This is a genomic window from Streptococcus sp. SGI.013, assembly GCF_050315295.1.
Taxonomy (GTDB): domain Bacteria; phylum Bacillota; class Bacilli; order Lactobacillales; family Streptococcaceae; genus Streptococcus; species Streptococcus porcorum.
The window spans coordinates 23,603-36,380 of record NZ_JBNPOS010000006.1 but is presented as its reverse complement, the minus strand read 5'-3'; the positions used below and the strand labels follow the sequence as shown (position 1 = coordinate 36,380).

Here is a 12,778-nt window from a genome sequence, read left to right as displayed (position 1 = left end):
AAAACGTTAGTAAACCTATCTTACCACGATTTAAAAATACTAGCTAGTAGATAATTTTTATCACCGTGATAGCTTTTCTTTATCACCAAAATATGCCAATAACATTTCAGCATTGTTAACATAGTATTTAACAGCAATTGGTAGAGCTTCATCTTTTACCTTAAAGGTATCATGATGAAGATCGGGAGCATCAGGATCTCCATTTGCACCAATAAAAGCAAATACGCCTGGAATCTTTTCTTGATAAGCCGCAAAATCTTCCCCACCCGTAACAGGAGCAACCTCAATCACTTCTGCAAAGCTTTTACTATTTTCCGCTATCAAAGGGGTTAGAATCTCATCGTTATAAGTGACATTTGGCGTTTGATCCCACTGAATATCAACTTCTGCTCCAAATTGTTGAGCCGTCTGCTCCACAATCTGCGTAAACTTCTGACGTAAAAAAATACGATTATCTGGTGTAAAACTTCGAATTGTTCCTTCAAAAAAACCTTGATGAGGCATAATATTCCAAGCCGAGCCAACCTCAATATGCGTGACCGATAACACCGTCGGTTCAAAAGGAGAAACCTGACGTGACACAATTGCTTGAAGATTGTTCACCATCGTTGTAATGGTTAAAACAGTATCCACTCCCAAATCAGGTCTGGCAGCATGACCACTCACACCAGTCACACAAACTTTAAATTTTTCAACAGCTGCCATGATAGCCTTTGAACGTAGGCCGATTTGACCGGGTTTTAAAAAAGGCATATTATGGTAACCAATAATAGCAGAGACGTCTTCTAAGGCACCTGCATCAATCATTGCATAGGCACCTGTTGCCACTTCTTCAGCTGGTTGAAAAATCAAGCGAACCCTTCCTCTTAATTCTGATTCTCTAGCTTTTAATAGTTGTGCAGCTCCCAATAATGATGTTTGATGAAAATCATGTCCACAAGCATGCATGGCACCATTTTGACTAGCATAAGAAAAGGTATTTTTTTCCACAATAGGAAGAGCATCAATATCAGCTCTTAAGGCAATGATAGGATAACCTTGCCCTATTTCAGCGACAAGACCAGTTGTTAAAGGCAAGTCTAAAATCTTAATATCCAAAGCTTCTAATCGTTGCTGTAAAAATTGAGTCGTTTGAAATTCTTTGTTAGAAATTTCAGGATTGGCATGAATATGCTGTCTCACTTTAGAAAGATTGTCGTAAAAATCCGATTCCATAAATTCTCCACTCTTTTATTGTTCTGGTAAATAGCTACCTCCGAGATAGGTTTGACTTAATTTTTCTAACTCCCCTTTAGCATAAAGTTTTTTAACAGCCTTGTCAAATTGGGATGCAAAGTCCTTGGCATCTTTTGAAAAGACAATATAGTTATTAGGGTTCAGATCTGTTTTTAAATCGGCAACTTCTAAATCATAACCTTTTTGTTTGATAAGGGTTTCAATGCTGATTTTATCAAAAATCAAGTAATCAAACTTTCCTTCATTCAAATCAAAAAGACGTTTTCCGATATCTTCTCCAGTATAAACGATAGTTGAAGACTGATTTTCCTGTTTTTTATTCCACTCTTCCACCAACTGTGCGGTTGAAGTCCCTACATCGTCATGAGTAGTCTTACCTGCCAAGTCAGACAGAGTTCGTAGTTTTTCTGAAGGCCTACTGACTAAAACTAGGGGATTTTGAGCAATAGCTGTTGAATAAAGATACTTCTTTGCCCTCTCTTCTGTATAACTCAGATTATTAGCTGCTGCCTGATAACGACCACTATCTAGACCAGGAAAAATACTTTCCCAAGATGTTTTTTTAAAGGTTACCTTATAGTCTTCAATCAATTGATCGGCTGCTTTTAACACCTCAATATCATAACCTGTTAATTGCCCTTTACTCTCATAAGAGAAGGGTTTAATATCGCCTGCAGTTGCCACGACAATTTCCTTTTCATCAGCACTGGCAGATGCTCCTCCAAGAACTAGAGGAAAAGCTAATCCTAAACTTATCAACACTTTTTTCATCGTCACTACTCCTTTTCATTTTGACCATGATAACATCCCTAATCCTAAAAGGCTAATACTTCTTTTTTATCACAGTGATAGAAAAAAGATATCAAAAAAGCCTAACAGATGCACATAGATTGCGTCTGTTAGACCATTTTTTATCAGTAAAACTTAAAAATCTGCTACATTGTGATAAACTTTTTGGACATCATCATCTGCTTCAAGAGCATCAATGAGTTTTTCAAACGTTTCAAGATCTTCACCTGAAAGCTCCACTTCTGATTGTGGAATCATCTCAAGTTCTGTTACTTGAAACTCTTCAATTCCATTAGCACGAAGGGCTTCGATTCCTTTATGAAGATCTGTCGGTGCAGTATAGACTGTAATTGAGCCATCTTCTGCCTCAACGTCATCTACATCCACATCAGCCTCAAGTAAGATTTCAAAAATACTGTCTGCATCATCGCCTGCAAAAACGATAACACCTTTTTTGTCAAACAAATACGAAACTGAGCCAGATGCTCCCATATTTCCACCGTTTTTACCATAAGCTGTACGAACATTGGCAGCTGTACGGTTAACATTGGATGTCAAAGTATCAACGATAATCATTGAACCATTTGGTCCAAACCCTTCATAACGTCCTTCGACAAAGGTTTCATCTGTATTACCTTTAGCCTTATCAATGGCACGGTCAATGATATGCTTTGGTACTTGCGCTTGTTTAGCACGCTCTAAAACAAAGCGTAGAGCCGCATTTGTTTCTGGATCTGGGTCTCCTTGCTTAGCTGCAACATAAATCTCTACACCAAATTTAGCATAAATTTTAGACGTTGCTCCGTCTTTAGCAGTTTTTTTGGCAACAATATTGGCCCACTTACGTCCCATGGGTAATCTCCTTTTATCTTTTTAGTTTTATCTCGCTTTTTAAAAGCAGAGCGAAAATTAATATCCCTTATATTATAGCACTTTGTCAGCATTTGGTAAAATATTATTTAGACTGCTTTCACGAGCAAAATGTAGCGTTACAATAGATGTGAGACTTCTAGAAGTCAAAAAGAAGATTCCCTGATATGATAAGAGTACCACCACTCACCAAAAAGGAATCTTCTCATGACTAGTATATCACAAAATCTTCGCTATTTACCACACACTCTAGAAACACGCTACCACGCTGTTAAAACCTACCAAAATGGTGCCTCTGTCGCCTTCATCTGTCGACGTTACAAAGTTTCAAAAGCCTCTCTCATGCGCTGGAATAAGCGATTTGATGGAACTAAAGAATCGTTGAAAAATCGATCCCATCGACCTCTAACACCTCATCCAAAGGCTCACACCGAGCAAGAGCTAACATGGATTAAAAACTGCATCAAAAGAAATCCAAACGCAACCCTCATCGAAATTTTTTACAAACTCAAAACAAATAAGGGATATGATAGACACCCTTGCTCACTATTTCGAATCTTGAGAAAACTGGACTTCTTCAAATCCCCTAAAACAAAGAAAAAACCTTATGTCCCAAAACCATATGACACGCCGACTAAACTCGGTATCAAGTGGCAGATGGATGTCAAATACGTCCCGACTCACTGCTACACAGGAAAACTACCTGACAAATTCTACCAGTATACCGTCATTGATGAGGCCAGTCGAGAACGCTTTATATTCCCTTTCAAAGAGCAGTCGTCCTACTCAACGGTTCAATTTCTCAAAATGGCTATTAAACACTTTGGATACAAACCAAAAATCCTCCAAACGGATAATGGCTTTGAGTTCACTCATTTCAAAGAAACCAAACAAGTTCACCCACTAGACTTATTTTGTCAGGAACTGGGCATTGAGCACAAGCTGATTCGTCCTCGAACACCCAGACATAATGGTAAGGTTGAACGCAGTCATCGAAATGACAATCGACGTTTCTATCAGCACTTGACCTTCTATTCCTATGACGATCTGATCAAGCAGATGAAAACCTATCTTTATCGTTCTAATCGGCTCCCTATGCAAACTTTAGTCTGGAAATCTCCTATCGATATCAGAAAAGCTTTACTAGGAGCTAGCTCCTAGTAAAGCTTAACAAATGGATAGCTTCAAAATAACATTTTAGGTCTCACATCATTAACAAAGGTACATATTTAGACTGCTTTCACGAGCAAAATAAGTCTTTTGTTTTTCCTATCAAAGTGATAAGAAATTCCTATTTCACAAGAGTCTAAAATCGTGTTATGATAATAAAGCCATTTAAAAGGGAGGACAAGGGAATGAAAAAACCAATTATCGGAATTACTGGAAACGAAACCAATCAATTAGATCCTAATAAAGCCATCACCCGTACCTTTGCCTCTAAGGCATTCTCTGAGGCCGTGAAAGAAGCTGGAGGAATTCCTATCATCTTACCAATCGGTGATGTGGCCATTGCTAAGGATTATGTTGATATGATTGATAAACTTATTATCACAGGTGGACAAAATGTACTGCCAGACTATTATGGTGAAGAACAAACTATTGATAGTGATGACTATCATCGTGAACGTGATGAATTTGAACTAGCCCTTGTTACTGAGGCTATCAAACAAAATAAACCGATTTTTAGCGTCTGCCGCGGTACCCAACTGGTTAATGTTGCCATGGGGGGAACACTGGAACAATCGATAAAAAATCACTGGCAAAGTGAACTAGGCTCTCAAACTACCCATGAGATCACAGTCTTAAAAAATTCCGAATTAGCTAACATTTTTGGCTCTAAAAATAGCATTAATTCCTTTCACCGTCAAGCCATTAAAGATTTAGCACCATCTCTTGAGGTTATTGCAGTTGATCCCAAAGATAACACCATCGAAGCAGTAAGAAGCAATAAAATTGCCTACCTCGGTGTCCAATGGCACCCAGAACTCCTGATTCAAGAAAAAAATGAAAACTTCAAGCTCTTTCAATATGTGGTTAATGAATTATAAAAAAACGTCTGGTCAACAACCCAGACGAGTTTTTTTATTCATTTCTCCTTATGAGATACTAATAGTTTTAAATTATCTATCTACCCAGAATTCAAATATAGAGGGAAGATACAAGCCCGATCCGTGCCTAATGTGGTCTTTTGTTGTTAGTTTTTGGCGATTTGAAAAATGCTTAAAGTCTCTCGTTTGAGTAAAATAAATACCTCCAGCTTTTTTATTCCCTTCTGGATATTCATCTGTGTATATGGTATATAAACCACCACTTTTTATCACAAATGCCCCTTCTATATCTGTTTTAGTTTGAGGAATAGTGTCATAATCTTGAGACCAAGTAACAAAATCGTTGCTTGACCACAATTCTATCTCCTTATTTTTCTCATCCTTTATCAGTAAGCGATATGAATCAGTGTCCCAAAAAATATGACCATCAATTTTATTGCCTCCATCTAACAATAACTTTTTAACCGTGGAAACTGTCATATTTTCCAAATTTAATATCATGGTATAGTTGTCAAACACCTTCATCTCATTACCATTTTTATCTGTTTCTAAAGGATTTCCTTCTGCTTGTACTGAGATGACAACACCCACTTTTCCATCTTTTGTCTGAAATAAATCAGGTGCCCAGACACTTTGGGTCTGAGGAGTCGTTAAACCAGCCTTTATCTCATGACGTTCTATCTGATTAAAATCTTTCGTTTTATAGATGACAAAGTCCTTACCTGTCTGAGGATCAAATTCTGTAACAGCAATATAGTAATACTCTCCCACTCTAAGAATAGAAGGATCTCTACCGACGATTTGAAGTTCTTTATATAAACTGATAGCATTCGGACGCCACCCTGTATAAATCTGTATTTTTTGGTCATCATTCTTAAAAAATGCATACAAGTAACGCGATCGTCCTACCATATAAATGAAAACCGCCATCAATACTAACACAAATGCCACTATACAATAGCTCATCTGTTTTTTATCTCTTTGTTTCTCCATATGCTTTATCAGATAGTACTCCTTCATTTTATGATACTAATTGAAAAGATAGCTCATCCCCCTTGAACAATTGATAAAACAAGGCTCACATAATACCAGTCCATCCATTTAAAATACAAACTCCTATCTAGCCGATGTTATTTACAAGGTTCTTACTGGAATGCGACCAAAGTTCTGTTCCTTGATATCAGAATGACCTAAGCGATAGAGGTCATCTGCTTTTTGTGTCAATTCATCCCAAGGTTTCTGGCCAATTTTTGTGACCAAGGGAACTCTTTTTTTTATGGACTTAAGATGTTTCTGTCCTCTTGCATTAAATCCTAAGACATGAATCTCTTCAGGTAAGGTTGTTTCTTTGGCATTCACTAAAATATAAGTCAACATTCGTCTAACTCTAGCTTTAGTATAGCGTTTCGTCGCAACTTTTTCTACCAACTCATCTAGAGAAGAAGCTGTTCTAATAGCTACTTTAATACGCTGTGCCATTTCTTGATTGACTTGATAAATTGTCGTCAAATTATCTTGGCTTAAAATACGATACTTGAGGTAAGAAAAATAGTTTTCCCAAGAGACTTGTGGACAAGATAAAAGTAACTGCGCTGAAGGACTAAACTTATCCACAAAAGCTTGATCTGAAATATGCTTTCTAATAGCAGTTGCTGAGGCATAGTTTGTCTCTTTTTCTTCAGAGTGAAAAGCTGCACCTTGCCTTTGAATAGGGCTCAAGGTGATGCCATAAGCACTTGCTGCTTTCGTATAAGCTAGACCCAGGACATGATTTGGGGTGGAGCCTGAGAAACTTAAACCAGCAAATTTTTCCCACATGGCCTGCGTTTTTTGTGGATAAGATAAGGTTTCAGGTAGACTAGACAAATAATTTGCCATTTCTTGCTGTTTTTCCACATAAAGTGTGGAAATCTTTTGATAATCAATCACTTCTTCTGTTCCAAAGGTCACGTTATCCACACCTAATCGCGCTAAGATAGCTATCGCTCCTTGTGCAAAGTGATCTGCTGCTTGAACTGAAACCAAAAAAGGGAGTTCCACAACGATATCAGCTCCATTTTCCAAGGCCATTTGGGCTCTGGTCCATTTGTCCACAAGTGCAGGTTCCCCTCGCTGCACAAAATTCCCCGACATTGCTACAATTTTTAAGCCTTGGGCTTTTTCTAAAAGATAAGCATGACCATTATGAAAGGGATTAAACTCTGCAACAATTCCTGTAATCATGGTTTTTTAGCTACAAAGAACCAACGTGCAGATTGCTCCTGCGGCTCTTTATCCTCAAAATCAGCATAGACCTTAACATCTGTAAATCCTGCTTGCTCTAATAAAATGTCATAGGTCAGAATCTCGTAAGTTCTCTCCTCATGAATCTCATCAAAGCGAGTAAAACGTCCATCATCATCCTGAATAAAAAAGGTTAGCTCATGCACAACAGAATGAGGGGCTTCATCGGCATAAGTATCCCATACCATAGCAAAATCTTCTGCATTTTCATGATAAGAATAGCCTGGAAAAACCTCGTCAGTTTGATAAGTGGAGTGGACATCAAAAATAAAGACACCTCCCTCATTTAGACAATTATAAACTTCTCCAAAAACATCACCAACCTCCACTTCATCTTGCATGTAACAGATGGAATCTGAGTAGCAAGTTACCAAATCAAAACTCCCAACATTTGATAAGTCGAGCATATTGCCTTGAAGAAAGTCTATCTTTTGATGTGCTGAGGAAGCGCGCTTTTTAGCAAGCTCAAGCATATCCGCACTCAAATCTAAGCCAGTAACCTCAAATCCCGCTTGAGCAAAACGGACAGACTGAATCCCTGTTCCACAAGCTAACTCTAATAATTTTTTCTTATGTTTAGGAAAGTGTCGTAAACTAAAGTCTGTCCACTTATCATAAAGGCTATCGTCCATGATGCTATCATAAACTCTCGCAAAGGTTTCATATGTTGCCATCTATCTTTTTATCCTTTCTAAAATGGTTAATAGAGGTTGAGATAACCTACCTCAACCTCTATTGATTTATTATTTAGGTAAAAATTCTGAAACATCAAGCAAAGGGGCTTCATGCCAAAGTTTTTCCAAGTTATAGTGGTCACGCTCATCTTCTGAGAAGACATGGACAATCACACTATTTAAATCCAGTAAGACCCATCCTCCTTTGGCATCACCTTCAACATGGCTAGGGTCACCCCCTGCTTCTTTCACTTTTTCACGGATATTTTCCGCAATTGCTTCGAGTTGACGGCTGTTTGTTGAGCTCATAATGACAAAATAATCTGTCATGCTCGTTAAACTCTGTAAATCTAAAATAGCGATATCTTCTGCACGTTTTTCATCGGCAGCACTCACCACTAATGTTAGTAATTCTTTTTCTGTCACTGCTTTCTCCTTTATTCTTTCAGCTTATGAACATAAGCATTGTATGTTTCTAGGGTTTTGGGATAAATAGGAAGAGCTTTTTTAGCTAGGTATTCAACAGTATGCACCGTTTCATAGGCCACTGCACGATCGAGATCTTCCTCAGCAATCAAGCGCGCCTCCTCAACAAGAGGAAATTGGCGATTGTGTTCAATATAATCGGCTACATAAACAATCTTATCCAGTGTTGTCATTTGAGCACTACCTACAGTATGGCATTCAATACTGCGTAAAATCTCAGCATCCCTCAGACCTAGGTCTTCTTGAATTTTATAGATACCAACTATACCATGCCAAACATTGTTATTCCAATTTTTCAAATCAGGATCAAGTGCATAGCGATCAATCAGAGATAAAAACTCTTCATCAGAGAGCTCTTTGGCATAATCATGCAAAAGCCCTGCCAAACCTGCTTTTTCTTGATCATAATCATTTAACTGCGCTAGATGAATAGCTGCCTTTTCCACACCTAATACATGCTGAAAACGCTTCTCACTCATGACCTTTTGCAAGGCCACTAATAAGTCTTCACGAGAGAGATTGATATACTTTTCATAGGTCATTGATAAAGTCCTTCTTCTTTGATATAGTCCAAAACAGGTTTAGGAAGAAGAAAATTAGGGGTCCGCCCAGACTTGATAAAATCACGAATCATACTCGATGAGATATCCATCAAGGGAACATCAACCCAAATGACAGGATAGCTAGTACCAGCCTTAAATTTTGGTCTTTGAACGCCGACAAATTGAACCATTTTCACTAACTCATCAATCTTATACCATTTTGGAAGATAAGCCACCATATCAGCTCCGATAATAAAGTAATAGTCCACATCAGGATGTTGTTTCGTTAACATTTTGATGGTGTCATAGGTATAGGAAACCCCTTTACGCTCTAGTTCAAGCGTTTCTACTGCTAAACCGTCAATGCCATCAAGTGCCAACTCAATCATTTTGAGACGATGCGTTTCATCAATCGTTTCTTTTTTATCTACATGCGGTGGCTCATATTCAGGCATTAGGAAGACTTGATCTAGTCCCAGTTGTTGCCTCACTTGGTCTGCTACTATCAAATGTGCGTTATGAACAGGGTTAAAATTTCCACCTAGGATACCAACCTGTTTGCGTCCTTTTTTATCGTCTTTCGTGTCAAGTTCTACTTTTGTAAATGGTGTTAAGAGTTCAATTGCCATAGCATCCTCCGAACCGATCTTTCCACCTTAAATCGCTTTTACTTTAGGTGAAAGTTTACGGTTTTCTTTGCGTGATGATTCTTTATAAAGAATCAAAATTCGTCCAATTTTTAATACGGTATCAACACCGATTTCGTCTTCTAAAATTTCTGCTACCTCATGAATATCTTCATCAGTATTTTGTAACAGAGTGACCTTAATCAATTCTCTAGCATCTAGAGCATTGCGGACACTGGTTTTAATTTGATCATTTAGACCGTTTTTCCCAATCTGAATAATCGGTTTTAGGCTGTGTGCTTCTGATTTTAGAAAAGCACGTTGCTTACTCGTAAGTGCCATTTTTTCTCCTTTTTTTATAAAAGCTTGCGCTTATTAGACTATCTTTAAATTAAAGCTTTTCTAAGTAGGACAGCAACACCTTCTGGAGCCCATGCTGCGATCCTTGCTTTACCTGTAACACGAATCCATCCTAGGCCAGAAAAAACAATATCTGTCTTCTCAGTGATGGTAAATTCGTGTTTGACTAAGTTTGGAAAGCCTGCTAAATCTTTAGGCCCAGGTGGCATCAATAGACTCCCAACATGCTTGTCATAAAAAGCATCTGCACCAATCATTTTGGTACGGTGAAGTTTAAGGTTATTATCTAAAAAGACCGTGAAGCCCTGCTTTTCACCCGAGATATAGTCAAAACGTGCTAAACCACCTAAAAATAGGGTTTGTTCTGGATTGAGCTGATAGGTCTTTGGTTTAATCTCTTTTTTAGGGCTGACATACTTGAGGTCTTTAGCACTTAAATAATGTGCCATCTGGTGACGGTGAATAATCCCTGGTGTGTCAAAGATATAGGAACCATCATCAAGTGGAATCTCAATCTTATCTAAAGTTGTCCCAGGAAAGCGAGAAGTCGTAATAACATTTTGATCACCTGTAATTTCTTGAATGATGGCGTTAATTAGAGTTGATTTTCCAACATTAGTTACTCCAACAACATACACATCCCGTCCCTTACGATAGGCATCAATTTTATCGATAAGCTCACGAATAGCTGTCTTATTTTGTGCTGAGGTCAACACCACATCAACAGGACGAATGCCTTCTTCATGCGCTCGTTCTGTCAACCATTGGGTTACTTTTCCATCTTTGACTGATTTAGGTAGGATATCTTTTTTATTTCCCACTAAAAGCACATCATTTCCAGCTACAAATCGAGGTAGCCCTGGAATAATCGAGCCATTAAAGTCAAAAATATCCACAACATTAACCACAAGAGCTTGACTATCACCTACTTCATGAAGGAGTTTTAAAAACTCATCATCTGAAATATTAACATCTGTGATTTCATTGTAGTGACGTAATCTAAAGCAACGTTGACAATAAACCTCACCCGTTTCTAGCCCTTTTTCAAGGGCAGCACTTGGAGTGTAACCTGCTTTTTCTTTGTCCTTGGTTTGAATCTGGGCTCCACAGCCAATACAGTATAATTCTTCCAAATTAAATTCCTTTTTGATAGTTTAGTTTTCCGTATTTATCTTCTAACTTGGCTACTACACGACGTTCACGCCAACGGTTAATTTTGGTATTCCATGCATCTGATGTGACCAACGGTTTTACCAAGATAGACTTAATACCAGCACGGTGAGCTGCACGAATATCGGTCATGAGTTGATCTCCTACCATAACAACCTCTGTCGGATCAAAGCCATAGCGATCAATTGCAATCTTAATCCCCCTTGTAAAAGGCTTCATGGCACGACTCACAAAGTCCACACCGAATTTGTCAACGGCACGCTCAACTCGTGAGTGCTTATTATTAGAAACTACTACAACAGGCATATCGGCTTCTGTCATACTATCCAACCAGTCACGAAGCTCTGGGGTGCCATCAGGGTTGTTCCATGCAATCAAGGTATTGTCTAAATCGACTAAAACAGCCTTTATACCATGATGACGCAAACGGTCTGGGGTTAAATCATAAACTGCCTCAACTAAAAAGTCCGGCCTATAATCATCTATACTCACAATTTTCTCCAAAAATAAATTTACCCTTTATTTTACCATAATATCAGAAAAAAAGATACTGACGCTAACATCGTGATTTATCTCTTAATTCTCCTAAAATAGCAAAAATAAACTTTATTAATTGACAATAAAAAACTCCTATCACTTTCGAAATATTATAATATCAATATTGTTATTATCAGCTAGCTCTTTTATTTTTAAACGTCTTCATATTATTTTTCATCTGCTAATTTGACATCGTCCAAGATATCAAAAATGTTTTTACAATAAATTTACTTATTATTAATATAAACTAATTTCTATACTTTTTCATAATCAATATATCTTTGATACTAATCAAGATAACTGCTGATAAAATACAAATCATTCCCAAAATATCAATAGGATAAAAAATCTCCTTCATCAAAATAATTGAAAATATAACAGCAGCAATTGGTTCAATAGCTGCTAATAAGCTTCCTTTTACAGCCCCAACCATGCTAACACCTTTTAAAAATAGGGTATAGGCTACAATGGTTCCGATTCCCACAATTCCAAAGTAAGCTAAAAGATTATCAGGTGTCACATGAGCATCATAGCGCCAAACTCCTACACCAATTGGGAATACCATTCCGCCAAATAGCATCCCCAAGCCAATAACTGGAAGACTTCCCCATCGCTTAATCATCTCTACTGGAATTAAAATATAGGCTGCATAAGTGAAAGCAGAAAAAATTCCCCAAAATAAGCCCTTTGGTGTTAAGGCTAAACTGGCAAAAGAGCCGTGTGTTGCAATAATAAAGGTTCCTAAAATAGCCAAAACAATAGATAGGACTTCAATCATACTAGGCATAACCCTAGTTTTTATCGACATGTAAATTAAAATTAAAACAGGTGTGGCATATTGTAACACAGTAGCTGTTCCTGCATTGGTATGATGAATAGCTTGTAAATAAGCATACTGATTTAATACCAGTCCAGCTAAACTAAAAATAAAGACCATCAGCAAGGTCTTTTTATCCAAAAACATCTGGATAAGAACCTTGTCATCTCTCAGTGCCACAAATCCCGTTAATAAAATCCCTGCAATGAGAAGTCTGATCGAGGTCAGCATATTGACATGGACACCGTGCTCCATCAAGTACTGACCACTCACGCCTGATAGTCCCCAAGAAATTGCCGCCGTTACAGTTAAAAGACTGCCTTTTAATTTACTATCCATT

General features: G+C 37.8%; 15 protein-coding genes. 2 read left to right on the top strand and 13 right to left on the bottom strand.

The window, feature by feature from the left end; all coding sequences use genetic code 11:
* Positions 1 to 60 precede the first annotated feature (60 nt).
* From ACQRDX_RS02645 to ACQRDX_RS02635, 3 genes are all read right to left on the bottom strand, one after another.
* A complete protein-coding gene (locus ACQRDX_RS02645; protein ID WP_427894308.1) occupies positions 61 to 1,215 on the bottom strand; it encodes an amidohydrolase in 1,155 nt (384 codons plus the stop codon).
* A 15-nt stretch (positions 1,216 to 1,230) separates the two neighbouring features.
* The gene (locus ACQRDX_RS02640) at positions 1,231 to 2,007 is read right to left on the bottom strand and encodes a transporter substrate-binding domain-containing protein (protein WP_427894310.1); all 777 of its coding nucleotides are present in this window, start codon (positions 2,005 to 2,007) and stop codon (positions 1,231 to 1,233) included.
* Between the two features lie 153 nt (positions 2,008 to 2,160).
* Complete coding sequence (locus tag ACQRDX_RS02635) at positions 2,161 to 2,877, bottom strand: YebC/PmpR family DNA-binding transcriptional regulator (protein WP_354369119.1); 717 nt, start codon at positions 2,875 to 2,877, stop codon at positions 2,161 to 2,163.
* 225 nt (positions 2,878 to 3,102) lie between these two features.
* Between ACQRDX_RS02635 and ACQRDX_RS02630 the strand changes: the two genes are divergently transcribed.
* Positions 3,103 to 4,056 carry a DDE-type integrase/transposase/recombinase gene (locus ACQRDX_RS02630; protein WP_427894312.1) on the top strand — a complete coding sequence of 318 codons (954 nt, stop codon included), beginning with the start codon at positions 3,103 to 3,105 and terminating at the stop codon, positions 4,054 to 4,056.
* Positions 4,057 to 4,250: 194 nt separating this feature from the next.
* The gene (locus tag ACQRDX_RS02625) at positions 4,251 to 4,943 is read left to right on the top strand and encodes a gamma-glutamyl-gamma-aminobutyrate hydrolase family protein (RefSeq protein ID WP_427894314.1); all 693 of its coding nucleotides are present in this window, start codon (positions 4,251 to 4,253) and stop codon (positions 4,941 to 4,943) included.
* Between the two features lie 72 nt (positions 4,944 to 5,015).
* On the opposite strand, the gene ACQRDX_RS02620 is transcribed toward ACQRDX_RS02625, so the two are convergent.
* From ACQRDX_RS02620 to ACQRDX_RS02575, 10 genes are all read right to left on the bottom strand, one after another.
* On the bottom strand, positions 5,016 to 5,909 hold the full coding sequence (locus tag ACQRDX_RS02620) for a family 43 glycosylhydrolase (protein WP_427894316.1): 894 nt from the start codon (positions 5,907 to 5,909) through the stop codon (positions 5,016 to 5,018).
* A gap of 168 nt (positions 5,910 to 6,077) precedes the next feature.
* Positions 6,078 to 7,166 (bottom strand): nucleotidyltransferase, encoded by a 1,089-nt coding sequence (locus tag ACQRDX_RS02615; protein WP_427894318.1) that lies wholly within the window; start codon positions 7,164 to 7,166, stop codon positions 6,078 to 6,080.
* A complete protein-coding gene (locus tag ACQRDX_RS02610) occupies positions 7,163 to 7,900 on the bottom strand; it encodes a class I SAM-dependent DNA methyltransferase (protein WP_427894320.1) in 738 nt (245 codons plus the stop codon). Before ACQRDX_RS02610 ends, ACQRDX_RS02615 begins: the two co-directional genes overlap by 4 nt.
* 69 nt (positions 7,901 to 7,969) lie before the next feature.
* Positions 7,970 to 8,326 carry a ribosome silencing factor gene (gene rsfS / locus ACQRDX_RS02605; RefSeq protein WP_354369128.1) on the bottom strand — a complete coding sequence of 119 codons (357 nt, stop codon included), beginning with the start codon at positions 8,324 to 8,326 and terminating at the stop codon, positions 7,970 to 7,972.
* An 11-nt stretch (positions 8,327 to 8,337) separates the two neighbouring features.
* Positions 8,338 to 8,928, bottom strand: a complete 591-nt coding sequence (yqeK, locus tag ACQRDX_RS02600; protein ID WP_427894322.1) for a bis(5'-nucleosyl)-tetraphosphatase (symmetrical) YqeK — start codon at positions 8,926 to 8,928, stop codon at positions 8,338 to 8,340.
* On the bottom strand, positions 8,925 to 9,557 hold the full coding sequence (locus ACQRDX_RS02595; protein WP_427894324.1) for a nicotinate-nucleotide adenylyltransferase: 633 nt from the start codon (positions 9,555 to 9,557) through the stop codon (positions 8,925 to 8,927). The genes yqeK and ACQRDX_RS02595 overlap by 4 nt, the downstream gene beginning before the upstream one ends.
* A gap of 27 nt (positions 9,558 to 9,584) precedes the next feature.
* Entirely contained in the window at positions 9,585 to 9,896 is a 312-nt protein-coding gene (gene yhbY, locus ACQRDX_RS02590) for a ribosome assembly RNA-binding protein YhbY (protein WP_427894326.1), read from the bottom strand.
* Between the two features lie 44 nt (positions 9,897 to 9,940).
* Positions 9,941 to 11,047: a ribosome biogenesis GTPase YqeH gene (gene yqeH, locus ACQRDX_RS02585; RefSeq protein WP_427894328.1), complete on the bottom strand. Its 1,107-nt coding sequence runs from the start codon at positions 11,045 to 11,047 to the stop codon at positions 9,941 to 9,943.
* Position 11,048: 1 nt separating this feature from the next.
* Positions 11,049 to 11,576: a YqeG family HAD IIIA-type phosphatase gene (locus tag ACQRDX_RS02580; RefSeq protein WP_354369138.1), complete on the bottom strand. Its 528-nt coding sequence runs from the start codon at positions 11,574 to 11,576 to the stop codon at positions 11,049 to 11,051.
* 292 nt (positions 11,577 to 11,868) lie between these two features.
* Positions 11,869 to 12,777, bottom strand: coding sequence for a DMT family transporter (locus ACQRDX_RS02575; protein ID WP_427894331.1), 909 nt, complete (start codon positions 12,775 to 12,777; stop codon positions 11,869 to 11,871).
* Position 12,778: the final 1 nt, after the last annotated feature.